This window comes from Pandoraea aquatica (assembly GCF_902459565.1).
GTDB lineage: Bacteria > Pseudomonadota > Gammaproteobacteria > Burkholderiales > Burkholderiaceae > Pandoraea > Pandoraea aquatica.
In genome coordinates this window covers 207242-231952 of record NZ_CABPSN010000009.1, presented here as the reverse complement: position 1 = coordinate 231952, position 24711 = coordinate 207242, and the positions used below count along the sequence as shown (strand labels likewise).

21 protein-coding genes are annotated in these 24711 nt (G+C 63.6%); all 21 read left to right on the top strand.

The annotated features are described in order from the left end of the window. Positions 1 to 19 precede the first annotated feature (19 nt). The 21 genes from atpG (at position 20) to flhB (ending at position 24709) form a co-directional block, all read left to right on the top strand. Positions 20 to 907 (top strand): F0F1 ATP synthase subunit gamma, encoded by an 888-nt coding sequence (gene atpG, locus PAQ31011_RS23535; protein ID WP_150578082.1) that lies wholly within the window; start codon positions 20 to 22, stop codon positions 905 to 907. A 61-nt stretch (positions 908 to 968) separates the two neighbouring features. Continuing rightward, positions 969 to 2360 carry a F0F1 ATP synthase subunit beta gene (gene atpD, locus PAQ31011_RS23530; protein ID WP_039394096.1) on the top strand — a complete coding sequence of 464 codons (1392 nt, stop codon included), beginning with the start codon at positions 969 to 971 and terminating at the stop codon, positions 2358 to 2360. Between the two features lie 147 nt (positions 2361 to 2507). Beyond that, positions 2508 to 2924 (top strand): F0F1 ATP synthase subunit epsilon, encoded by a 417-nt coding sequence (locus PAQ31011_RS23525; RefSeq protein ID WP_039394093.1) that lies wholly within the window; start codon positions 2508 to 2510, stop codon positions 2922 to 2924. A 279-nt stretch (positions 2925 to 3203) separates the two neighbouring features. After that, positions 3204 to 4922 (top strand): AMP-binding protein, encoded by a 1719-nt coding sequence (locus tag PAQ31011_RS23520; protein ID WP_150578081.1) that lies wholly within the window; start codon positions 3204 to 3206, stop codon positions 4920 to 4922. Positions 4923 to 5044: 122 nt separating this feature from the next. Then, a complete protein-coding gene (locus tag PAQ31011_RS23515; protein WP_150578080.1) occupies positions 5045 to 6277 on the top strand; it encodes a Bcr/CflA family multidrug efflux MFS transporter in 1233 nt (410 codons plus the stop codon). 670 nt (positions 6278 to 6947) lie between these two features. Then, a complete protein-coding gene (gene flhD, locus PAQ31011_RS23510) occupies positions 6948 to 7265 on the top strand; it encodes a flagellar transcriptional regulator FlhD (RefSeq protein ID WP_023598340.1) in 318 nt (105 codons plus the stop codon). 83 nt (positions 7266 to 7348) lie between these two features. Further along, a complete protein-coding gene (gene flhC / locus PAQ31011_RS23505; protein ID WP_150578079.1) occupies positions 7349 to 7945 on the top strand; it encodes a flagellar transcriptional regulator FlhC in 597 nt (198 codons plus the stop codon). A gap of 129 nt (positions 7946 to 8074) precedes the next feature. Next, the gene (motA, locus tag PAQ31011_RS23500; protein ID WP_023598342.1) at positions 8075 to 8935 is read left to right on the top strand and encodes a flagellar motor stator protein MotA; all 861 of its coding nucleotides are present in this window, start codon (positions 8075 to 8077) and stop codon (positions 8933 to 8935) included. Positions 8936 to 8947: 12 nt separating this feature from the next. Beyond that, positions 8948 to 9967, top strand: coding sequence for a flagellar motor protein MotB (gene motB / locus PAQ31011_RS23495; protein WP_150578078.1), 1020 nt, complete (start codon positions 8948 to 8950; stop codon positions 9965 to 9967). A 26-nt stretch (positions 9968 to 9993) separates the two neighbouring features. Beyond that, the gene (locus PAQ31011_RS23490) at positions 9994 to 10368 is read left to right on the top strand and encodes a response regulator (protein ID WP_174990247.1); all 375 of its coding nucleotides are present in this window, start codon (positions 9994 to 9996) and stop codon (positions 10366 to 10368) included. 51 nt (positions 10369 to 10419) lie between these two features. Beyond that, positions 10420 to 12654 carry a chemotaxis protein CheA gene (gene cheA, locus PAQ31011_RS23485; RefSeq protein WP_150578076.1) on the top strand — a complete coding sequence of 745 codons (2235 nt, stop codon included), beginning with the start codon at positions 10420 to 10422 and terminating at the stop codon, positions 12652 to 12654. Positions 12655 to 12671: 17 nt separating this feature from the next. Next, positions 12672 to 13187 carry a chemotaxis protein CheW gene (locus PAQ31011_RS23480; RefSeq protein WP_150578075.1) on the top strand — a complete coding sequence of 172 codons (516 nt, stop codon included), beginning with the start codon at positions 12672 to 12674 and terminating at the stop codon, positions 13185 to 13187. Positions 13188 to 13303: 116 nt separating this feature from the next. Further along, the gene (locus tag PAQ31011_RS26930; RefSeq protein WP_150578074.1) at positions 13304 to 15691 is read left to right on the top strand and encodes a methyl-accepting chemotaxis protein; all 2388 of its coding nucleotides are present in this window, start codon (positions 13304 to 13306) and stop codon (positions 15689 to 15691) included. 80 nt (positions 15692 to 15771) lie between these two features. Further along, positions 15772 to 17571: a methyl-accepting chemotaxis protein gene (locus PAQ31011_RS23470; RefSeq protein ID WP_150578073.1), complete on the top strand. Its 1800-nt coding sequence runs from the start codon at positions 15772 to 15774 to the stop codon at positions 17569 to 17571. Positions 17572 to 17813: 242 nt separating this feature from the next. Further along, entirely contained in the window at positions 17814 to 19448 is a 1635-nt protein-coding gene (locus PAQ31011_RS23465; RefSeq protein ID WP_150578072.1) for a methyl-accepting chemotaxis protein, read from the top strand. A 43-nt stretch (positions 19449 to 19491) separates the two neighbouring features. Then, positions 19492 to 20433 (top strand): CheR family methyltransferase, encoded by a 942-nt coding sequence (locus tag PAQ31011_RS23460; protein ID WP_150578071.1) that lies wholly within the window; start codon positions 19492 to 19494, stop codon positions 20431 to 20433. A gap of 1 nt (position 20434) precedes the next feature. Continuing rightward, positions 20435 to 21112, top strand: coding sequence for a chemoreceptor glutamine deamidase CheD (gene cheD, locus PAQ31011_RS23455; RefSeq protein WP_046290196.1), 678 nt, complete (start codon positions 20435 to 20437; stop codon positions 21110 to 21112). Next, positions 21109 to 22188, top strand: a complete 1080-nt coding sequence (locus PAQ31011_RS23450; protein ID WP_150578070.1) for a protein-glutamate methylesterase/protein-glutamine glutaminase — start codon at positions 21109 to 21111, stop codon at positions 22186 to 22188. Before cheD ends, PAQ31011_RS23450 begins: the two co-directional genes overlap by 4 nt. Positions 22189 to 22333: 145 nt before the next feature. Continuing rightward, positions 22334 to 22732 carry a chemotaxis response regulator CheY gene (gene cheY / locus PAQ31011_RS23445; protein ID WP_039401766.1) on the top strand — a complete coding sequence of 133 codons (399 nt, stop codon included), beginning with the start codon at positions 22334 to 22336 and terminating at the stop codon, positions 22730 to 22732. Between the two features lie 53 nt (positions 22733 to 22785). Then, positions 22786 to 23409, top strand: a complete 624-nt coding sequence (gene cheZ / locus PAQ31011_RS23440; protein WP_281350031.1) for a protein phosphatase CheZ — start codon at positions 22786 to 22788, stop codon at positions 23407 to 23409. A 148-nt stretch (positions 23410 to 23557) separates the two neighbouring features. Continuing rightward, positions 23558 to 24709, top strand: coding sequence for a flagellar biosynthesis protein FlhB (gene flhB, locus PAQ31011_RS23435; protein ID WP_150578068.1), 1152 nt, complete (start codon positions 23558 to 23560; stop codon positions 24707 to 24709). Positions 24710 to 24711: the final 2 nt, after the last annotated feature.

The following is a 24711-nucleotide window of genomic DNA, read 5'->3' as shown; positions in this document are numbered from 1 at the left end:
CCGAGACAAGGAGTAAGCAATGGCTGGAATGAAGGAAATTCGCGGCAAGATCAAGAGCGTGCAAAACACGCGCAAGATCACCAAGGCCATGGAAATGGTGGCCGCGTCGAAGATGCGCAAGGCGCAGGAACGCATGCGTCATGCCCGGCCGTACGCTGACAAGGTGCGCCAGATCGCCGCGCATATGGGCCAGGCGAATCCGGAATACCACCACCCGTTCATGGTGAAGCATGCGGACGCGAAAGCGGCCGGCATCATCGTGGTGACGACGGACAAGGGCCTGTGCGGCGGCTTGAACACCAACGTGCTGCGTGCCGTGGTGACCAAGATGAAGCAAATCGAAGCACAGGGCCTGAAGATCGAGGCCACCGCTATCGGCGGCAAGGGCTTCGGCTTCATGAACCGTATCGGCGCGAAGGTGGTATCGCACGTTGTGCAACTGGGCGACACGCCGCATCTGGACAAGCTGATCGGTGCTGTGAAGCTGCAGCTCGACGCGTATGCCGAAGGCAAGCTCGACGCCGTTTATCTGGCTTACAACCGCTTCGTCAACACGATGAAGCAGGAAGCCGTGGTCGAACAGCTGCTGCCGCTGCCGGAGAAGTTCGAAGGCGAGTCGGAAGACGCGAGCGCCGTGCCGGCGCAGCACTCGTGGGACTACATCTACGAACCGGATGCGAAGACGGTCGTCGATGCCCTGCTGGTGCGTTACGTCGAAGCTGTCGTGTATCAGGCAGTCGCAGAGAACATGGCGTCGGAACAGTCCGCCCGCATGGTGGCCATGAAGGCCGCATCGGACAATGCAAAGACCGTGATCGGTGAATTGCAGATGGTCTACAACAAGGGCCGTCAAGCAGCGATTACGAAGGAACTGTCCGAAATCGTGGGTGGCGCCGCCGCAGTTTAAGCGGTGGCACGGGCCGATGCGCCGCAAGGCGAAATGAATTTGAGTATCTAAAGGAAAAGCGATGAGTACTGCTTTGATTGAAGGCAAAATCGTACAGTGCATCGGCGCCGTTATCGACGTGGAATTCCCGCGCGAAAGCATGCCGAAGATCTACGACGCGCTCACCATGGAAGGTTCGGAACTGACGCTCGAAGTCCAGCAACAGCTGGGCGACGGCGTGGTTCGCACCATCTGTCTGGGTTCCTCCGAAGGCCTGCGCCGCGGTATGACGGTGCAAAACTCGGGTCTGCCGATCACGGTGCCGGTCGGTAAGCCGACGCTGGGCCGCATTATGGACGTGCTGGGCCGTCCGATCGACGAAGCCGGTCCGATCGCCAAGGAACACACCCGTTCGATTCACCAGAAGGCTCCGGCATTCGACGAGCTGTCGCCGTCGACGGAACTGCTCGAAACCGGTATCAAGGTTATCGATTTGATCTGCCCGTTCGCCAAGGGCGGTAAGGTGGGTCTGTTCGGTGGCGCCGGTGTGGGCAAGACCGTGAACATGATGGAACTCATCAATAACATCGCCAAGGAACACGGCGGTTATTCGGTGTTTGCCGGCGTGGGCGAGCGTACCCGTGAAGGGAACGACTTCTACCACGAAATGAAGGACTCGAACGTTCTGGACAAGGTCGCACTGGTCTATGGCCAGATGAACGAGCCGCCGGGCAACCGTCTGCGCGTCGCACTGACCGGTCTGACGATGGCCGAGCACTTCCGTGACGAAGGTCGCGACGTGCTGTTCTTCGTGGACAACATCTACCGTTTCACGCTGGCCGGTACCGAAGTGTCGGCACTGCTCGGCCGTATGCCGTCGGCCGTGGGCTATCAGCCGACGCTGGCTGAAGAAATGGGTAAGCTGCAAGAGCGTATTACGTCGACCAAGACCGGCTCGATCACGTCGGTGCAAGCCGTGTACGTGCCTGCCGATGACTTGACCGACCCGTCGCCGGCAACCACCTTCGGTCACTTGGACGCCACCGTCGTTCTGTCGCGTGACATCGCCTCGCTGGGTATCTACCCGGCAGTCGATCCGCTCGACTCGACCTCGCGTCAGATCGACCCGAACGTGATTGGCGAAGAGCACTACACGGTGACCCGTCGCGTGCAATCGACGCTGCAGCGTTACAAGGAACTGCGCGACATTATCGCGATTCTGGGTATGGACGAACTGTCGCCGGACGACAAGCTGGCCGTGGCCCGCGCTCGTAAGATCCAGCGTTTCCTGTCGCAGCCGTTCCACGTGGCAGAAGTGTTCACGGGCTCGCCGGGCAAGTACGTTCCGCTCAAGGAAACGATCCGCGGCTTCAAGATGATCGTCGACGGCGAATGTGACCACCTGCCGGAACAAGCGTTCTACATGGTTGGCACGATCGACGAAGCGTTCGAAAAAGCCAAGAAGATGCAGTAAACGGTTGAGTGCCGGGCGACGGCGGTGTCTCGCAAGAGGTGCCACCGCAGCTCGGCAGGTGACTGTTGCGGGGCGGGGTAGCGAAGCGAGGACGGTAACGTCCGGACTGGCGCGCCTGCCGCTTCATCACACTCAACGGGAGCGATTATGGCAACCATTCACGTAGACGTCGTCAGCGCGGAAGAGCAGATCTTCTCGGGTAAGGCGAAGTTTGTCGCGCTGCCCGGCGAAGCCGGCGAGCTCGGCATTCTGCCGGGCCACACGCCGCTGATCACGCGTATCAAGCCGGGTGCGGTTCGCATCGAGGACGAAGCAGGCAACGAGGACTTCGTCTTCGTCGCAGGCGGCATTCTCGAAGTGCAACCGGGCACGGTGACTGTGCTCGCCGACACCGCGATTCGCGGCAAGGATCTGGACGAAGCGAAGGCTAACGAAGCCAAGCGTCGTGCAGAAGAAGCCATGTCGAACAAGGATTCGAACATCGAGTACGCGACCGCTCAAGCCGAACTGGCCGAAGCGATTGCCCAACTCGCTGCGATCCAGAAGCTGCGTCGCACGAAGTAACACCGGCGCTGCGCCGGCCTCGCGCCGCGCAATGTCTGCGAAAGCCCCATACATGCGAATGTGTGGGGCTTTTGTTTTGTCTCAAGGTTTTACGCGTCGTCGTACGCGCGTCTGATGACACGCGTCTTACCCTTCACTCAGGGCCATCCCCACTCGTTGCGTCACTCAAATTACGTTAACGTAAACGTCAATCTAGCGTGACGCGCTATTGTTATAACAAGTCACCTATCGTCGCGCGACAGCATTCACCACTTCAGCATTGCTTCAGGAGACAAAAGCATGGAAAGCCGGGAAGGTGCGGGCGTTGTACCTCGTAATGGACTGTCGTATGTGAAGGGTGAAACCACCGTACCGCTTTCGACGTTGACGGTATTTGGACTGCTTGCCGAGACGGCAGCGAAGTTTCCCGAGCGGCAGGCGGTCGTGTTTCGCGAGCAGGGCGTGGACTGGACGTGGCGCGAATTCATCGCCCATGTCGATACCTTTGCCGCCGGACTCATTGCGCTTGGATTGAAGAAGGGCGACCGGGTGGGCATCTGGTCGCCGAATCGCGTCGAATGGTTGGTCACGCAGTTTGCGACCGCGCGTGCGGGCCTGATTCTCGTGAACATCAATCCGGCCTATCGGCTGGCCGAGCTGGAATACGCGCTCAACAAGGTCGGCTGCAAGGTGCTGGTCGCGGCCGAGTCGTTCAAGTCGTCGCGCTATCTCGACATGCTCAACGTGCTGGCGCCCGAGCTGGCCACGTGCGCCCCCGGCCAGTTGCAGTCGGAGAAACTGCCGACGCTGCGCACCGTCATCCGCATGGGCATGGAGCACACGCCCGGCATGATGAACTTCAGCGACGTGGTGACGCTCGGTGCGGACGCCGACCTCGCCACGCTGCGCAAGATCTCCGACGCGCTCGACTGCTTCGACCCGATCAACATCCAGTTCACGAGCGGCACGACGGGCAACCCGAAGGGTGCGACGCTCACGCACCACAACATCGTCAACAACGGTCGCTACATCGCGATGGCGATGCGCTTCTCCGAGCACGACAGCCTGTGCATTCCGGTGCCGTTCTACCACTGCTTCGGCATGGTGCTGGCGGTGCTCGCCTGCGTGTCGACGGGGGCGACGATGGTCTTTCCCGGCGAGGCGTTCGATCCGAAGGCGACGATGGCCGCCGTCTCGGAAGAAAGCTGTACCGCGTTGCACGGCGTGCCGACGATGTTCATCGCCCAGCTCGATCATCCGGACTTCGGCAACTATCACTTCGACTCGCTGCGCACCGGCATCATGGCGGGCTCGCCATGCCCCATCGAAACGATGAAGCGCGTGATCGACCAGATGCACATGAGCGAAGTGACCATCGCGTACGGCATGACCGAGACGAGCCCCGTGTCGTTCCAGACCACCACGACCGACCCGCTGGATAAGCGCGTGACGACGGTCGGCCGCGTGCAACCGCACCTCGAAGTGAAGCTGGTCGATGTGGCGGGCGAGATCGTGCCGGTCGGCGAGAAGGGCGAACTGTGCACGAAGGGCTACTCGGTGATGCAGGGCTACTGGGACGACGAGCCGCGCACGCGCGAAGCGATTCGCGACGGCTGGATGCACACGGGCGACCTCGCGACGCTCGACGAGGACGGCTATTGCAACATCGTCGGCCGCGTGAAGGACATGCTCATTCGTGGCGGCGAAAACATCTACCCGCGTGAAATCGAGGAGTTCCTGTTCCGTCACCCGAAGGTACAGGCGGTGCAGGTGTTCGGTGTGCCCGATGCGAAGTACGGCGAGGAAGTGTGCGCATGGATCGTCCTCAAGCCGGGGCAGAGCGCGACGGAGGACGACATCCGCGCCTTCTGCAAGGATCAGATCGCACACTACAAGATCCCGCGTTACATCCGTTTTGTGGACGAAATGCCGATGACCGTGACGGGCAAGGTGCAGAAGTTCATCATGCGCGAGAAGATGGTCGAATCGCTCGGCCTTCAGGAAGAGAAGACCGCCTGACGGGCATCGCTGCCGGATAACGTTGTCAGGGCAGGGGATCGGACACACGATACCTCTGCCCAATTTTTAAGCGAACTCGGGGCGAATGCCGTATCATTCGGGATTACCCTAGGCTTCGCCCAATGTCCGCTGCCACGGCGTCCGCGCCCTCACACACCTTCCGTACCGTTTTCATCCTCGGCATTCTGTCGGCCATCGGCTCGCTGTCGATCGACATGTATCTGCCCGCGCTGCCGAGCATCGCGCGCGAACTGAACACGACGGACGCTGCGGCGCAATTCTCCCTGGCATCGTTCTTCATCGGGCTCGGCCTCGGCCAGTTGCTGCATGGCCCGCTTGCCGACCGCTACGGACGCAAACGTCCGCTTTATGCCGGACTGGCGCTCTACACGCTCGCGTCGGCCGGATGCGCGCTCGCCCCCAACATCGAAACGCTGATCGTCAGCCGCTTCATTCAGGCGGTTGGCGGCTGTGCCTGCTTCGTGATCGCCCGCGCCATGGCGCGCGACCTGTTCGATACGGCGACGGTGGCGCGTGTGCTGTCGCGCATGACGCTCATCATGGGCGCAGCCCCGATCCTCGCCCCGTTGATCGGCGGGCAAGTGCTGATGTTCGTGGGCTGGCGCTGGATCTTCTGGGGACTGACGGTCTTCGGTGCGATGTGCTTCGGCATGGCCGTCTACTGGCTGCCGGAGACGCGTCAGGCTGCGAAGCAGGCGCGCAACTGGCTGACGACGGCGTGGCACAACTACGGCGAGCTGCTGCGCGACCGTGAGTTCATGGGCAATGCGCTGGCAGGCGGCGTTTCGCAGGCGGGGATGTTCGCGTACATCACCGGCTCGCCCTTCGTCTTCATCAATCTGTACGGCGTCGATCCGACCCATTACGGCTGGCTGTTTGGCCTGAACGCCTGCGGCATCATCGGCGGCTCGCAGATCAACGCATATTTGCTGCGCACGCGGCGTCCGGCCGACGTGTTGCGCCGTACCAACAATCTGGTCGCGATTCTCGGCTTGCTGATGCTCGCCGTGGCGGCGCTCAGGCTTGGCGGGCTGATCGGGTTGATGGTGCCGTTGTTCGCCTTTGTCACGAGCCTCGGCTTCTCGCAGCCGAACGCCATTGCCGAGGCGCTCAACCGGCAGCACCAGCGTGCCGGGGCGGCGTCTGCCTTGCTGGGCGCGCTGCAATTCCTCGCGGCGGCCAGCGCCGGTGCTGCGGTCGGCTTGCTGCACGCCCGCTCGGCCGTGCCGATGGCGGCGGTCATGGCGATATGCGGCGTGCTGTCGTGGGGCTTCCACACGGTGCTGATCCGACGCGCAAGGCCCGCACTGCCGCCCGCCGCAGGCGCGGCCTGAGCGGACAGAGGGCAGGGCAAGGACAGGACCAAACGCGTCCCGAACGCCCTCTGAACACCTTCCAAACGCATCACGCGTAACATCTATCGCGGTGTCGGGAACGTTGTGCGGTTTCTGACGTCTGTTTGAGATCGCCTGTCGAAACGACGAAAACGACGGAAGCGGGGATAACGGGACTGTGCCGTTGGGAAGGATTTGTAAGATGGCGCTTCGCGATTCCGGCAAAACGGCGGGAACCGGCATCAGAACAATGCTTCCAAACCTGAGCTTCGGTGAGCGGCACTACATCTGTAACACTTTGTAATTGCTCTGTTCCAGTGCCCGCTCGATAGGCAAAGTACGATCCAGGCAACCCATGCAGAAGCCCCCTGAAATTTTTTGCAAGGATGCCTAAAGTTCGGCAAAAGTCCGCCGAAATACAGTCAAGTAGTAGAGCGCAGCTTCGTGACACTTTCATGAAGCCGTCACACTCTGTCATCGAACGTTCCCCCCGAGCGCGTCGTAGGATCCCTGCGCGCCGCTCATGTAGGAAAAATTCCTACAATAAACTTCCGCTTTTCTCGCCCCTTTCTGTAGTTTTTCTCCGATTTCTTTATCTTTCGCCCTTGTCCACAATGCGAGGGAATAGACAGTAGTACCGCCAGATTCATCCATTGCGCCGGGGGGCCGCATGCGAAACAGCGAAACACTGAACGAGATTCGTGAGTTGAATCTCTCCTACCTAGTCCTGGCTCAGCGCCTGATCCGTGAGGATCGCGCGGCGGCAATGTTCCGCCTGGGCATCAGCGACCAGCTTGCCGACGTGCTCGGCAGTCTCACACTGGCTCAACTCGTTAAGTTCGCGGGGTCGAACCAGCTTCTGTGCCGATTTCGATTCGACGACCACGTGATTCTTTCGAGCCTCACGCACGGTGCGAAAGACGTGGGTATGCAGCAGTCGCACGCTTCGATTCTGCTCGCGGGTCAGCCCGTCGAGCAGATCGGCTGAGCGTACGACATACGCGACGCACGCCACGCGCAGCCTGATGTCATCGGGGCCGCGCTTGGCGTGATTTGCCAGGAAGCCTGTATATGCGTACCAAAAGCGTCGTCCTCGAGGCCCGTGAAATTCAGCTGGCCATCGAGCTGATCGAACTCGGCGCCCGCCTCCAGTTGCTGGAAGCGGAGACGAGCCTGAGCCGCGATCGACTCATCAAACTCTACAAAGAGCTCAAAGGCGCCTCGCCGCCCAAGGGCATGCTGCCGTTCTCGACCGACTGGTTCGTGACCTGGCTGCCGAACATCCACTCGTCGCTTTTCCACAACATCTACCGCCACCTCGTGCAGTACGGCGGATGCCAGGGCATCGAAGCCATCGTGAAGGCTTACCGCCTGTACCTGGAGCACGTGGAGTTGCACGGTTGGGAGGCGGTGCTCGGCTTCACGCGGGCATGGACGCTCGTTCGCTTCTTCGACAGCAAGATGCTGCAGATGACGCCGTGCACGCGTTGCGGCGGTCATTTCGTCACGCATGCGCACGAGCCGCATGGCCAGTACGTTTGCGGGCTGTGCGCACCGCCGTCGCGTGCCGGAAAGACCCGGAAAGCGAAGCACGCGCATGCCGCCGATCTCGCGCCCGTTGTGGCGTCGGGTGAGCCGGACGCCACGATTTCGCCGCTAGCGGCCTGAACGGTGCCTTCCGCCCCCAGCGTATCGAGGTAATCCCGCCCCTACAGTTTCCCTGCGTGTCTGCCGTTAAGCCCTCTGAACAGGAAGGACAATTTTCCGTAGACGTATTTTTGCGAGAGGTATCCGGCAGTGCTTGTCGTCATTGGTTACATCATCGTTCTGGCATCGGTCTTTGGCGGCTTCGTCATTGGCGGGGGCCACTTGGGCGCGCTGTTTCAGCCGACCGAGCTGCTGATCATCGGTGGCGCGGGCGTCGGCTCGTTCGTGGTGGGCAACAACAGCAAGGCGATCAAGGCGACGATGAAAGCGCTGCCGATGCTGTTCAAGGGCTCGAAATACACCAAAGAGCTGTACATGGAGCTGATGGCGCTCCTGTACGTGCTGCTCGCGAAAGCGCGTAAGGACGGCATGCTTGCCATCGAGGGAGACGTCGAAGATCCGGCATCGAGCCCGGTGTTCTCGCAATACCCGCGCATTCTCGGCGAGCCGCGCATCATGGAATTCCTCACCGACTATCTGCGACTGATGGTCAGCGGCAACATGAACGCGTTCGAGATCGAGAACCTGATGGATCACGAAATCGAAACGTACCGTCACGAGGGCGAAGTGCCCGCGCACTGTCTGCAAAAGACGGGCGACGCCATGCCGGCCTTCGGTATCGTGGCCGCCGTGATGGGCGTGGTGCACACCATGGCGTCGGCCGACCAGCCGCCGGCCGTGCTCGGCGCGCTGATCGCACAGGCCCTCGTGGGGACCTTCCTCGGCATTCTGCTCGCCTACGGCTTCATCTCGCCGCTGGCGCAGCTCATCGAGCACCGCATCAACGAATCGGTGAAGCTCTACGAGTGCATCAAGGTCACGCTGCTTGCCAGCCTGAACGGTTACGCACCGGCCCTGTCGGTCGAGTTCGGCCGCAAGGTGCTTTACTCCACCGTACGTCCGTCGTTTGCCGAGCTCGAAGAGCACGTGCGACAGGTCAAGGCCCGTTGACGGACGCGAGAAATGAGCGAGAAAGACGAGCGGCCCATTATCGTCAAGCGCCGCAAAGCCGGCGGGCACGGCCATCACGGCGGTGCTTGGAAGATTGCCTACGCCGACTTCATGACGGCCATGATGGCGTTCTTCCTGCTGATGTGGTTGCTGAGTTCGGTGAGCAGCAAGGAACTGACGGGGATCGCGGAATACTTCCGCACGCCGCTCAAAGTGGCGCTCACAGGCGGACGTAACGCCGCCGACAACAGCGGCGTGATTCCCGGCGGCGGCACCGACACCACGCGCACCGACGGTCAGAAGTCGCGCGGCGACCAGACGCGCTCGCGTCAGGCGACCACCGCCGAGATGGCCGAGCGTGCGGATGCACAACGTTTGCGCGATCTCAAAGCGCGCATCGAGAAAGCCATCGAAAGTAACCCCACGCTCAAGCAGTTCCGCAAGCAATTGCTGATCGACGTGACGACCGAGGGCTTGCGCATCCAGATCGTGGACGACCAGAACCGGCCGATGTTCGCCAATGCGAGCGCGCAGGTGCAGCCGTACATGCGCGACATCCTGCGCGAGATCGGCAAATCGCTCAACGGCGTACCGAACGCCATCAGCCTGTCCGGTCACACCGACGCCACGGCGTACGCGCAAGGTGACAAGAGCTACAGCAACTGGGAACTGTCGGCGGACCGCGCGAACGCCTCGCGCCGCGAACTGATCGCGGGCGGTCTCGACAGCGAGAAGGTGCTGCGCGTGGTGGGTCTGGCGTCGACGGTGCCGCTCGATCGCGACGACGCTTACAACCCGATCAACCGTCGCATCAGCATCATCGTGCTCAACCGTCGCGCAGAACAGTCGGTCAAGCATGAGGTGGATCAGCCGACGATCGACGCCGCGAACGCACGCGGCGCAGGCAGCAACGCGGTGAGTGCCGCCATGAGCGGTGAGCTGTCGGTTGGGCCGGGAGTGCCGGGATTGCCCGCGCCGCCAGCACCGCCGATGGCCCCGGCGGCCCCGACGGCGCCCGGCGCGTCGCGATAACCGACAAGAGGAGACGCATGCAGGCAATTCGCAACACGATTCTCGCCGTCGACGATTCCGCGTCGATGCGTCAGATCCTGGCCGCCACGCTCGATGAAGCGGGCTACGCCGTGACGACCGCCCGCGACGGGCAGGAAGCGCTGACGCTGGCCACGAACGCGGTCTTCGATCTGGTGCTGACCGATCAGCATATGCCCGGCATGGACGGTCTGTCGCTCATTCGCGCACTGCGCGAGCTCGACGCATTTGCCGAGACCCCGATTCTGGTGCTGACGACGGAAGTCGACGGCGCATACAAGACGGCTGCCCGCGAAGCGGGCGCCAGCGGCTGGCTGATCAAGCCGGTCGACCCCGAAGCACTGGTCGACGTGGTCGCATCGCTCGTCGGCGAAGGCGCATGACGATGAAGTCGATGGCGTCGATGGCACAACCAAGTTAGGACGAGGAAACCGGTGGATATCACCCAGTTCTACCAGACCTTTTTCGATGAAGCGGAAGAGTTGCTCGCAGAGATGGAGCACCTCCTGCTTGCGCTCGACGTAAGCGCGCCCGATAACGAGCAACTCAACGCGATCTTCCGGGCCGCCCATTCGATCAAGGGCGGCGCCGCGACGTTCGGCTTCACCGCGCTCACCGAGACCACGCACCTGCTGGAAAACCTGCTCGACCGTGCCCGTCGCGGCGAATTGCAGTTGCGCACCGAGATGGTCGACACCTTCCTGGAAACCAAAGACGTGTTGCATCAACAGTTGAATGCCTACCGCGCCTCCAGTGAACCCGATGCCGAGGCCATGAAGCGCATCTGCGCCGTGCTCCAGCAACTCGCCGCCGAAGGCGACGGTGCGCCGGTCTCCGCCGCGCCGACGTCGCCCTTCGCACCGCCCCCGGCGGCCGCTGCACCGGCACCCGCACCTGCGGCCCCGGCAGCGCAAGCCGCCCCGGCCGCCGACGCCAGCGGCGCACCGACCAGCGACATCCCGCCGGGTCAGAAGCGTCTGAAAGTCACGCTCTCCGGTGTGGGCGAAAAAGATCAGGCGTTGCTCGCCGAAGAACTGGGCAACCTCGGCGCAGTCGCTGGCCGTAATACGGTGGGCGATGCACTTTACCTGTGGCTCGACACCACGTGCGACGCCGACGACATCCTCGCTGTGTGCTGCTTCGTGATCGAACCGTCGCAGATCGACGTGCAGGATGCGTCCGCGGTGGCGGCTGCACCCGCCGCGCCTGCTGCCCCTGCCGCAGCACCGGCAGCATCGGTGGCTCCGTCGCAGACCGTCGAAATCTTCGAGCCGACGCCCGCGCCGGCACCGGCCGCTTCGGCACCGATCGAAGTCCCGGCTGCCGCCGCACCGGCAGCACCGCAAGCCGTCGTGCCGCCGGCCGCTGCCGAACCGATCGTCGTGCCGCCCGCAGCACCCCAGGCCGCCTCGGGCGGCGGCGGTGCTCAGCATCCGCCGGAGAAGCGCGCCGCAGCACCGGCCGCCGGCGGCGCTGCCGGTCACGAGAACAGCTCGATTCGCGTGGGCGTGGAGAAGGTCGACCAGCTCATCAACCTCGTGGGCGAACTGGTGATCACGCAGGCCATGCTCGCGCAGACCGCCAGCAGCCTCGACCCGATGCTCCACGACCGCCTGTTCAACGGCATGGGTCAGCTGGAGCGCAACGCGCGCGATCTGCAAGAAGCGGTGATGTCCATCCGCATGATGCCGATGGACTATGTGTTCTCGCGCTTCCCGCGTCTGGTGCGCGACCTCGCGACCAAGCTCGGCAAGCAGATCGAACTCGTGACGTTCGGTCAGGCGACCGAACTCGACAAGAGCCTGATCGAGCGCATCATCGATCCGCTCACGCACCTGGTGCGTAACAGTCTCGATCACGGCATCGAAACGACGGAACAACGTCTGGCCTCGGGCAAGGATCCGGTCGGCCAACTGGTGCTGTCGGCTGCGCATCAGGGCGGCAATATCGTCATCGAAGTGAGCGACGACGGCGCGGGTCTGCGTCGCGAGAAGATTCTCGCCAAGGCGTTGCAGCAAGGCATGAACGTGTCCGAGTCGATGGCGGACGAGGAAGTCTGGCAACTGATCTTCGCGCCGGGCTTCTCCACCGCCGAAGCCGTGACCGACGTGTCGGGCCGTGGCGTGGGCATGGACGTCGTGAAGCGGAACATCCAGCAGATGGGCGGCCACGTGGAGATTCTGTCCACGCGCGGCAAGGGCACCACGATCCGCATCGTGCTGCCGCTCACGCTCGCGATTCTCGATGGCATGTCCGTCAAGGTCGGCCCGGAGATCTTCATCCTGCCGCTGAACTTCGTGATGGAGTCGCTGCAACCGCGTCGCGACGACATCCGCGCGGTGACGGGCGAAGGCCAGGTCGTGCTGGTGCGCGGCGAGTATTTGCCGCTCGTCGAGCTGTACCGCGCGTTCGAAGTGCCCGAAGCACGCCTCGATCCGACGCAGGGCATCATCGTGATTCTCCAGGCCGAAGGCCGCCGCTTTGCACTGCTCGTCGACGAGCTGGTCGGTCAGCAGCAGGTCGTGGTGAAGAACCTCGAAACCAATTACCGCCGTATTCACGGTATTTCCGCCGCCACCATCATGGGTGACGGCAGTGTGGCATTGATCGTCGATGTGGCGGCGCTCCAGCGCGGCCAGCGCTCGGCCGCTGCCACCATCTTCAACTGAAGTCGGAGACGCGTTAGATGGACAACCTTTCGCAAGAGCAGGCCGTGTCGCGCCACGCAGGCGCCATGCAGACCGATGGCGACGGCCAGGAATTTCTCGTCTTCACGCTGGGTGACGAGGAATACGGCATCGACATTCTGAAGGTGCAGGAAATTCGCGGCTACGACGCCGTGACCCGCATCGCGAACGCGCCCGAGTTCATCAAGGGCGTGATCAACCTGCGCGGCATCATCGTGCCGATCGTGGACATGCGCATCAAGTTCCGTCTGGGCCGCGTCGAGTACGACACGCAGACGGTCGTGATCATTCTGAACGTGGCGGGTCGCGTGGTCGGCATGGTCGTCGACGGCGTGTCGGACGTGCTGACGCTCGCACGCGGCGAGATCAAGCCGGCACCGGAGTTCGGCGCGCAACTGGCGACCGAGTACATCACTGGGCTGGGCACGGTCGAAGGCCGCATGCTGATCCTGATGGACATCGAAAAGCTGATGACTAGCGACGACATGGCGCTCATCGAGCGTCTGGCGAGCTAAGGCCGGGCAGCAACGGCTGAGCGTCATCCATGTACTAACCGCAGGCGGGGCCGAGACACCCGCCGCGTCACCCATACAGACATAACCCACTCACCCAGTCCACGGAGACCGAGCACGTGCGCGATAACCAGCCCGTTACCCAGAACGAATTCGTCATCGGCGAGCATCAGTATCTGATCTCTCGGACGGATCTCAAGGGGCGGATCACGTATGCCAATCCCGCCTTCGTGGAGGTGAGCGGCTATTCGCGTGATGAACTGCTGGGGGCACCGCACAACATCGTGCGCCATCCCGACATGCCCTCCGAGGCATTCGGCGATCTGTGGGAGACGGTCAAGCGCGGCGACACGTGGACCGGACTGGTCAAGAACCGTCGCAAGAACGGCGACTTCTACTGGGTGCTGGCCACCGTCACGCCGACGCTCGAAAACAACGCCGTCGTGGGCTACACGTCGGTGCGGGTGCGTCCGGCCGCGGGTGCTACGGCACAGGCCGAAGCGATTTACGCGCGCTTCCGTAACGGACAGGCGGGCAATCTGCGCATCCGCGGCGGTCAGGTCGAGCGCGGTGGCATTGCGGCGCTCGCGCGCCGAGTGCGTCTCGACACGCTGCGCGCGCGCCTGACCGGCATCATCGTGCTCGGCGCGATCTTGCTCGCGATTGTCGGGGGTCTGGGTCTCTGGGGCGTGTCGAGCAGCAACGACAAGCTGCTGAAGGTGTACCGCAACGGCATGGTGCCGGTGAGCACGCTCGGCGTCATCGGTCAGAAGCTCGACCGCGACGTGCTGCTGGTCGCCGAAGCCGTCGGTAGCCCGAATCTCGACGCGATGAAGCGCGCCGGTGACGAAATCGCGGGCAGCCTCGACGAAATCAACCGCCAATGGGCGGAGTACATGAAGACGGTCGACGACAGCACGCGTGCGCAAGCCGAGCGCTTTAACGTGATCCGTCAGCGCTTCACGTCCGATGGCTTGTTGCAGACGGTAGAAATGCTGCGCGTCGGCTCGGCCGAAGGCGCACAACAGACGTACCTCGAAAAAGTGAAGCCGGCCTACGGGCCGATGCGCGACGAGCTCAATGCGTTGACGCGTCTCGAACTCACGCAGGCGACCGATCTGTATCAGCAGTCGCAGAAGGAACACACGATTGTGCGTGCGGCGACGGTCGTCGCAGTGCTGGGCGGCATCGTGGTGCTGTTCCTGCTGGGCAGCATCCTGCGTCGCGCGATCAACCATCCGCTGCGCGTCGCCCTCGGCATGTCGAAGCAGATCGCGGCGGGCGACCTGACCGGCAAGGCGGAAGGCGTAGGCCGCGACGAAATCGGCCAGTTGCTGTTCGGCCTGTCGGTGATGAAGAACAGCCTGTTGTCCATCGTCTCCGATGTGCGCGAAGGCATCGAATCGATCAACATCGCCTCGCGCGAAATCGCCGCAGGGAACACGGATCTGTCGGCGCGTACGGAACAACAGGCGGCGTCGCTGGAGCAGACGGCGTCATCGATGGAAGAGCTGACGGCCACCGTCAAACAGAACGCCGACAACGCCCGTCAGGCGAGCGCGATGGCGGTGAACGCTTCGGAGATCGCCGCACGCGGCGGTCAGGTGGTGGGCAACGTCGTCGACACGATGCAGGGCATCTCGACAAGCTCGCACAAGATCGTCGACATCATCAGCGTGATCGAAGGCATTGCGTTCCAGACCAACATTCTCGCGCTGAACGCTGCTGTGGAAGCGGCGCGCGCGGGTGAGCAGGGACGCGGCTTCGCGGTCGTGGCGGGTGAAGTGCGCACGCTCGCGCAGCGCAGTGCAGCCGCCGCGAAGGAAATCAAGGTGCTCATCGAAGATTCGGTGGGCCGCGTGGAAAACGGCTCGGCCCTCGTGGCGCAGGCCGGTCAGACGATGGACGAGATCGTGCAGGCCGTGCAGCGCGTGACCGACATCATGGGCGAGATCTCTGCGGCATCGGCCGAGCAGTCGAGCGGCATCGAGCAGGTCAACCGCGCCGTGACGCAGATGGACGAAGTCACGCAGCAGAACGCGGCCCTCGTGGAAGAAGCGGCTGCTGCTGCGGGCTCGCTGGAAGATCAGGCGCATCGCCTGCGCGACGCGGTCTCCGTCTTCCGTGTAGGCGACGCCTTCCAGGCCGCCGGTTCACCGACCGTGCGTCACGTGGCGAACGGTGCAGGACAGCAAGTGCAGCAAATGCAGCAAACGCAGGCCACGGCCGCTGTGCGTCAGTCGGCGACGAAGCCGGCGGCAGCAACATCGGCAGTGGTCGCAGCGCAGAACACCGCCTCCGCCGCGCCGGCTCGCGCAAGCGCTGGCGGCGCTGCCACGCGAACGGCTACGCGCCGTCCGCAGGCCAGCGCACCGGCAGCCAACGCACAAGAAGATGCGCAGGTGCTGCAACTGGCGGCGCGCCGGGGCAAGGCACAGCCCGACGGCGCGACGGGGTCGTCTTCGAACACGAAGGCGAGCGACCCGGGCGACTGGGAAGAGTTTTGACGGTTTGTTGGTGCAAAGAGACGAGATTGTTGTGATGGATCAACCGGCTACGGGCCGGTCTTCACGGGGTAGAGGTCGTTATGTTTAAGAATGTCACCATCCGGGCGCGGCTCACGCTGGCGCTGGGACTCTTCATGGTGCTGCTGGTCGTGGGCGCTGCGGTGGGTCTCGTCTCGCTGCGACAGAGCAATGCGTCGCTGCAAGAGATCTACACGAACGACATGGCATCGGCGCGATCGTTGGCACAGACCACGATCTCGACGTTGGGCGCACGCGTGACGCTCTCGCGCATCGAGTTCATCGCCGATCCGACCGAGATCAAGTCGGCGATCGACAGCGTGCGCAACAACCTCAAGAAGGCCGACGAGTCGTGGGCAAACTACGCCGCGCTGCCGATGAGCGACGGTGAGAAGGCATACGCCGACGCCGTCATCGCCGCACGTGGCAAGGTCAACAACGACGGTATCCTCCCCGCGCTCAAGGCCATCGAATCGGGCGACATCCCCGATTTCCACGCCAAGACGGTGATGGACGTGCCGCGCCTGTTCGCCGACTACACGAAGGCGATGACCGCGCTGGCCGATTTGCAGGTCAAGAACGCCGAAGAGCGCTATGTGGCCGCACAGGCTCGCTACACGATGGTGATGTGGATGGTCGGCATCGGTCTGGGCCTCGGCCTGATCGTCGGCATCATCACGCAGATCACGCTCACGCGCGCCATCGTCGGCCCGATCGACGACGCGATTCGTCACTTCGAGAAGATCGCCGGCGGCGACCTCACGCAACGCATCGAAGTGTGGAACGAGACCGAGACGGGACGACTGTTCAAGGGCGTGAAGCACATGCAGGACAGCCTTGTGCGCACCGTGGCGGAAGTTCGCTCGGGCACCGAGTCGATCACGTCGGCCGCACAGCAGATCGCGGCAGGCAACACCGATCTGTCGGCGCGTACCGAACAGCAGGCTGCGTCGCTCGAAGAAACCGCCTCGTCGATGGAACAGCTCACGGCCACCGTGCGCCAGAACGCCGATAACGCACGTCAGGCTAGCCAACTCGCAGTGAACGCCTCGGAAATCGCCACGCGCGGCGGTCAGGTCTCCGGCCAGGTCGGCGAGACGATGGACGGCATTTCGAGCAGCTCGAACAAGATCGTCGACATCATCAGCGTGATCGACGGCATCGCGTTCCAGACGAACATCCTCGCGTTGAACGCTGCCGTGGAAGCGGCGCGTGCCGGCGAACAAGGCCGCGGCTTTGCCGTGGTCGCAGGCGAAGTGCGCACGCTGGCGCAGCGAAGTGCTGCGGCTGCCAAGGAAATCAAGGCGCTGATCGAAGATTCGTCGCGTCGCGTGCAGGACGGCACGGCGCTCGTCGCGCAGCAAGGCCACACGATGAACGAGATCGTGCAGGCGGTGAAGCGCGTGACGGACATCATGGGCGAGATCTCGGCGGCATCGGCCGAACAGTCGAGCGGCATCGAACAGGTCAACCGTGCGATCACGCAGATGGACGAAGTGACGCAGCAGAACGCGGCGCTGGTGGAAGAAGCGGCAGCGGCCGCCGGTTCGCTGGAAGAACAGGCCAATCGTCTGAAGACGACGGTGTCGGTGTTCCGCGTGGACGCCAGCCAGGTCGCGACCGGCTACGCAGCCCCGGCGCTGGCGGCGCTTCCGTCGGCAGTGCCTGCCGCACGTCCGGCGGCGGTGAAGAAGGCAGCAACCTCTGCCAAGTCGGCAGGGTCGGCAGCCCCGGCATCGGCCGCTGCACCGAAGGCGACGCCCGCACCGGCACCGCTGCGCAAACCTGCACCGGCTGCCGCAGCGCCGGCCGCAACGCGCACGGGCACGGACGACGCAAACGGCGACTGGGAAACCTTTTGATCGTATGACGTGATGGTTGTGATGCCGATTCGGTCCTCACAGCCTCACACAGCCGTCGTGCAGCGATGCTCGCGGCAACAGCAGTAACTATAGGAACGGTGCACGCACCTCGCCCGGCGACTCAGTACCGCCGGGCACCCCGAGGGGCGTGTCGGCAAGTGGCAACAATCGGTAAGACAAAAGCCGTCGTGCGCGCTGCATCTTATGCAGTGCCACGGCAGGCGGGTAGTGGAGGTCACATCATGATGCAGTTGAGTCTCAAAGCAAAACTCTGGTCGGCGCTTGCGCTGATGTGGCTGGGGCTTTTGATTCTCGGTGGCTGGGCTGCGCTGCACGAGCGCAGCACGATGATGTCGGAGCGGCGCGCGGCAGTGGAAAACATCGTCACGAGCGCCGATGGCATCGTGCGCGACTACGCGGCGCAGGCAGCGGCAGGCAAGATCACCGTCGAAGAGGCGAAACAACAGGCCATGGCGCGACTGAAAGTCATGCGCTACGGCGAAGGCGGCAACGGCTACGTGGTGATCTTCGACACCAAGCCGACTGTCCTCATGCATCCCACGCTCGCCGATCTGGTGGGCAAGGACGTCTCCACCTACAAGGATTCGAACGGCAAGCTGCTCTACGTCGAAATGGCTCGCGTGGCCAAGGACAAGGGCGCGGGCTTTGTCGACTACTTCGGCCGCGTCGCGGGTAGCGATCAACGCATGGCCAAGCTCTCGTTCGTCAAGTATTTCGCACCGTGGGACTGGGGCATGATGAGCGGCGTGTACGTGCAGGACGTCGACGAGGCGTTCTACGCCACGCTCATTCGCTTCGGCATCGCGCTTCTGCTGATCGGTGGCATCGTGACGGCTGCGATGATCGTGATCATCCGCAACGTGCAGCGCAGCCTCGGCGGCGAGCCGGAGTACGCCGCGAGCATCGCGCATCGCATTGCGAGCGGCGACCTGCACAGCCACGTAGACGTGGCCCCGGGCGACACGCACAGCCTGCTCTACGCCATGCAACGCATGCAGCACACGCTGGCCGAGACCATCTCGCAGATCCGTCAGGGCACCGAGTCGATCACCACGGCCGCGCATGAGATCGCGGCGGGCAACACCGATCTGTCTGCGCGTACCGAGCAGCAGGCGGCGTCGCTGGAAGAAACCGCCTCGTCGATGGAGCAACTCACGGCCACCGTGCGCCAGAACGCCGATAACGCGCGTCAGGCCAGCCAACTCGCTGTGAATGCCTCGGAAATCGCCACGCGTGGCGGCGAAGTCTCGGGGCAGGTCGGGGCGACGATGGACGGCATCTCCACCAGTTCGAACAAGATCGTCGACATCATCGGCGTGATCGACGGTATTGCCTTCCAGACGAACATCCTCGCGCTGAACGCCGCAGTGGAAGCAGCGCGTGCGGGCGAGCAGGGTCGTGGTTTCGCCGTGGTCGCAGGTGAAGTGCGCACGCTGGCACAGCGCAGTGCGGCGGCCGCCAAGGAAATCAAGGCGCTGATCGAAGATTCGTCGCGCCGCGTGCAGGACGGAACGGCACTCGTGACGCGTCAGCGTCAGACGATGGAAGAGATCGTGCAGGCCGTGAAGCGCGTGACCGACATCATGGGCGAGATCTCGGCGGCGTCTGCCGAACAGTCGAGCGGCATCGAACAGGTCAATCGCGCAGTGACGCAGATGGATGAGGTGACGCAGCAGAACGCGGCGCTCGTGGAAGAGGCGGCGGCTGCCGCTGGCGCGATGGAGTCGCAGGCGCAGGAGCTGCGCGCGGCCGTGTCCGTCTTCCAGACGGGCGGGGCGGCAGGGGCGGGGAGCGTGCATGCGATTGGCGCGTCCCGGCGTGAGCCGACGCGGCAAGCGCTGGCCCGTGCGGCATGAGGCATAACTGCCGTCTGACGTAATTCGACGCAACCGAGACATCATGAACGATTCGCGCAACACCTCGCATCTGACGCGTCGCGGTGGCTCCGGCCCCGATGGCGACGCGGGTTCGCGCAGCGCGGATTTCGCGCGCGCCAGTGGCGCCGCCCTGTCGGGCGAGCGCGACTTCGCGTTCTCGCTGGCGGACTTCAGTCGTATTCGTAATCTGATTTACCAGCGTGCCGGGATTGCGCTGGCCGAGCACAAGCGCGAGATGGTCTATAGCCGCATCGCGCGGCGTCTGCGTGCGCTGGGCATGACGAGCTTCACCGAATACCTCGACATGCTCGAAGCCGACACCGGCGACAGCGAGTGGGAGTCGTTCACCAACGCGCTGACGACGAACCTCACGTCGTTCTTCCGCGAGTCTCATCATTTCCCGTTGCTCGCCGACTTCGTGCGCAATCGCCCCAAGCCGATCTCGGTGTGGTGCTGCGCGGCGTCGACCGGCGAAGAGCCGTATTCGATTGCGATGACGCTGGTCGACACGCTCGGCTCGCGTCCCAACGCCACGGTGCTGGCCACGGACGTCGATACGCAGGTGCTGGCCCGTGCGTCGGCCGCCGTCTACAACGGCGAGCAGACCGGCAAGATCTCGCAGGAACAGCTGCGCAAGCATTTCCTGCGGGGCACGGGCGCGAACTCGGGCAAGATCAAGGTGCGTCCCGAATTGCAGCAACTGGTCACGTTCGAGCCGCTCAACCTGCTTGCACCGTCGTGGCAGATCGGCGGGCCGTTCGACGTGATCTTCTGCCGCAACGTGATGATCTATTTCGACAAGGCCACGCAGGCGCGCATTCTCGAGCGCTTCGTCCCCTTGCTCAAACCGGATGGCCTGCTGTTCGCCGGGCATTCGGAGAACTTCACTTATGTAAGCCGGGCGTTCCGTCTGCGTGGGCAGACGGTGTACGAACTGGCCGGCGCCGGAGCACGGGGAGCCTGACATGGCAGCACAGCCATTGGCCGAAGCACTCGCGACCAACCACTACTTCGACAATGCGTTCAATACGCAGGCGGTGAAACTGCTGCCGTCGGAGTATTTCGTCACGACCGAAGACATCATGCTCGTGACGGTGCTGGGTTCGTGCGTGGCCGCCTGCGTGCGCGACAGCGTCACCGGTATCGGCGGCATGAACCACTTCATGCTGCCGGACGATGGCGAGAGCGAGCGCGATCGGCTACTCTCTGCGTCCATGCGTTACGGCGCATACGCGATGGAAATGCTTATCAACGAGCTGATCAAGCTCGGCGCGCGGCGCGAGCGTCTGGAGGCGAAGGTCTTCGGCGGCGGCGCGGTGCTCGCGGGCATGACCACACTGAATATCGGCGATCGCAACGCGAACTTCGTGTTGCGCTATCTCGAGATGGAGCAGATTCGCGTGACTGCGCAGGATCTGCTCGGACCGCATCCGCGCAAGGTGTGCTTTTTGCCGCGCACCGGGCGGGTGATGGTCAAGAAGCTGGGCGACCGGGGCGATCCGGCGATCGTCCAGCGGGAACAGGCGTACGCGCAGCGTCTGCGCGCACGCGAAGTACGGGGCTCCGTAGAACTCTTTGCGCCACCGGCCAGAAATGCCAAGCCTCGGCCGGGGCCTGACAACCGAAAAATGGAGGAGGCTTGAGCGAACCAATCAAAGTCCTGTGCGTGGACGATTCCGCACTTGTGCGCAGCCTGATGACCGAGATCATCAATGCGCATCCGGACATGACCGTAGTGGCGACCGCACCCGACCCGCTCGTGGCGCGCGATCTGATCAAGCAGCACAACCCGGACGTGCTCACGCTCGACGTCGAAATGCCGCGCATGGACGGGCTGGACTTCCTTGAGAAGCTCATGCGCCTGCGTCCGATGCCCGTGCTCATGGTGTCGTCGCTGACCGAGCGCGGCTCGGAAGTGACGATGCGTGCGCTCGAACTCGGCGCGGTCGACTTCGTGACGAAGCCGCGTCTGGGCATTCGTGACGGCATGCTCGAATACGGCGAGATGATCGCCGACAAGATTCGTGCGGCCGCGCGCGCCCGTGTGCGCAGCGCCCCGCCCAAGAGCGCGGCCCCGGTCGCGGTGGAAGCCGCGCCCATGCTGCGCAACCCGCTCGTGTCGACGGAAAAGCTGATCATCATCGGCGCGTCGACGGGCGGCACGGAAGCGATTCGCGAAGTGCTCGTGCCGATGCCGCCGGACGCCCCGGCGATTCTCATCACGCAGCACATGCCGGCGGGCTTCACCAAGTCGTTTGCGCAACGCCTGAACGGGCTGTGCCGCATTACGGTGAAGGAAGCCGAGCACGGCGAGCGGGTGTTGCCGGGCCATGCTTACATTGCGCCGGGCGGTGACACCCACTTGCAGCTCTCGCGCAGCGGCGCGAACTATGTGGCCGTGCTCGATCCGGCACCGCCGGTGAATCGACATCGTCCGTCGGTCGATGTATTGTTTCGCTCCGCAGCGGTGCATGCCGGGCGTAACGCCATCGGCGTGATTCTCACGGGCATGGGCCGCGACGGTGCGGCCGGTCTGGTCGAGATGCGCCGCGCCGGTGCGCATACGTTTGCGCAGGACGAAGCCAGTTGCATCGTGTTCGGCATGCCGCGCGAAGCCATTGCCATGGGCGGCGCGGAAGAAGTGGTGCCGCTGCACGAGATGGCCCGAAAAGTGCTTCATCAGGTCGCGAAATTCGGCGAACGCACGCAACGGGTATAGTTCGGCTTTTGGCGTTGTTTTTGGCTTGTTTTCGCCGTATGGTCCGCAACGATTTGCGTTCACACTCAGGGCACTGAGTGATGGCGGAACTTGCCCCTGAATATTGTCGGCCCCCCAAAGGGGGACCGGCAGAATTGGAGTGATGATGGTAGACAAGAATATGAAATTCCTGGTCGTCGACGATTTTCCGACGATGCGCCGCATTGTGCGAAACCTGCTCAAGGAGCTGGGTTTCTCCAATGTCGACGAAGCGGAAGACGGTGTGGCGGCGCTGGCCAAGCTGCGCGGCGGTAGCTTCGAATTCGTGGTGTCCGACTGGAACATGCCGAACATGGACGGCCTGACGATGCTCCAGACGATCCGTGCCGACCCGAACCTGGCCAAGCTGCCGGTGCTGATGGTCACGGCCGAAGCCAAGAAGGAAAACATCATCGCCGCCGCCCAGGCCGGTGCGAGCGGGTATGTGGTCAAGCCGTTCACGGCCGCGACCCTCGATGAGAAGCTGGGCAAGATCTTCGAAAAAATGGAAAAAACGGGGGCCTGAACGTGACCCACGAGTCGAGCACTGAATGGCCGGCTGAGCCGGGCGGCGCTTACGTGACCGGCGAGGCCGATCCGGCAGAGCGCATGCTGATGCGCATCGGGCAGTTGACGCGCATGCTGCGCGACAACCTGCGCGAACTCGGTCTGGACAAGCAACTGGAACAGGCGGCCGAGGCGATTCCCGATGCCCGCGACCGTCTGAACTACGTCGCGACCATGACGGAACAGGCGGCCGTGCGGGCGCTGACGGCCATCGAACTGGCCAAGCCCATTCAGGACCGTCTCGAAGCGGACGCCAATGCGCTCGACGCGCGCTGGGCCAAGTGGTTCGATCAGCCGCTGGAACTCGAAGACGCGCGTCAGCTCGTCACCGAGACCCGCACCTACCTGCGTCGCGTGCCGGACGACACCCGCGCGACCAACAACCATCTGATGGAAATCATGATGGCGCAGGACTTCCAGGATCTGACCGGGCAGGTCATCAAGAAGATCATGGAAGTGGTGCAGGAGATCGAGAGCCATCTGCTCCAGACGCTGCTCGAGAACATGCCGCCCGAGAAGCGCAAGGAAGCCGAAGACTCGCTGCTCAACGGGCCGCAGGTCAAAAAGGAAGGCCGCACCGACATCGTGGCCGATCAGGGACAGGTCGACGACCTGCTCGCCAGCCTCGGTTTCTGACCCCGCCGCCAGCCGCGCCCCGGCTGGCGGAATCGCGCTTGCGCGAAATACCGCCCAATCCCGCCTCTATTCCCCCCTTTGTGACTTGACGGTTACGGCCATAATCAGTCGCGATAGGGTGGGTTCGTCCGCCCGCTGTGGATAGGGCATGGCTGAGGAAAGCGATCTCGAAAAGTCGGAATCACCCACTCCCCGGCGTCTGGAGAAGGCGCGCGAGGAAGGGCAGGTCGCGCGTTCGCGCGAGCTTTCGACGTTCGCCCTGCTGGCCGCCGGTGTCGCCGGCATGTGGATGACGGCCGACCGTATCTCGCAGGGATTCGCCCAGTTGATGCGCCACGGCATGCAGTTCGAGCCGGGCACGGCGATGGACACGCGCCGCATGCTGTCCTACGCCGCGCACTCGGGCGCCGACGCCCTGATGGCCATCGCGCCGCTCCTCGTCGCGCTGGTGATCGCGGCCATCGTCGCTCCCATGGCACTGGGCGGCTGGCTCTTCACCACCAAATCGCTCGCCCCCAACTTCGGCCGTCTGAACCCGCTCAAGGGGCTGGGCCGCATGTTCTCGACGCAGGGGCTGATCGAGCTGGTCAAGGCGGTGGCCAAGACCGTGCTCGTGGGCGGTGTGGCGTACTGGGCGATTGCCCGGGACAAAGAAGCCGTGATGGGCCTGATGACGCAGTCGCCGCGCGTGGCGCTGCCGTATGTGGGCGAGATGATCGCGGTGTGCTGTGCGTTTATCGTGGCGTCGCTGCTGCTGGTGGCGGCCATCGATATCCCGTTCCAGCTGTGGCAGCACTACAAGAAACTGCGCATGACCAAAGAGGAAGTGCGTCAGGAAAACAAGGAAACCGAGGGCGATCCGCACGTCAAGGCGCAAATCCGCCAGTTGCAGCGTCAGGCAGCACGCCGGCGGATGATGCAGGACGTGCCCAAGGCCGACGTGATCGTGACGAACCCGACGCACTTTGCCGTCGCCCTCGAATACAAGGATAACATGCGCGCGCCGCGTGTGCTCGCCAAGGGCACCGATCTGGTCGCGCAGCGTATCCGTGAGATGGGGGCGGAGCACCGCATCCCGATCCTCGAAGCCCCGCCGCTGGCCCGTGCGCTGCACCGTCACGTGGAAATCGGTCACGAAATCCCGGCCACGCTGTACACGGCCGTGGCCGAAGTGCTGGCGTGGGTCTTCCAGCTTCGCCGCTGGCGTACCGAGGGGGGCATCGAGCCGCTGACCCCGTCGGATCTGCCTGTGCCGTCCGAACTCGACGCGCCCCGGCGCCTCGGGTCGAAACGAGTGTAACG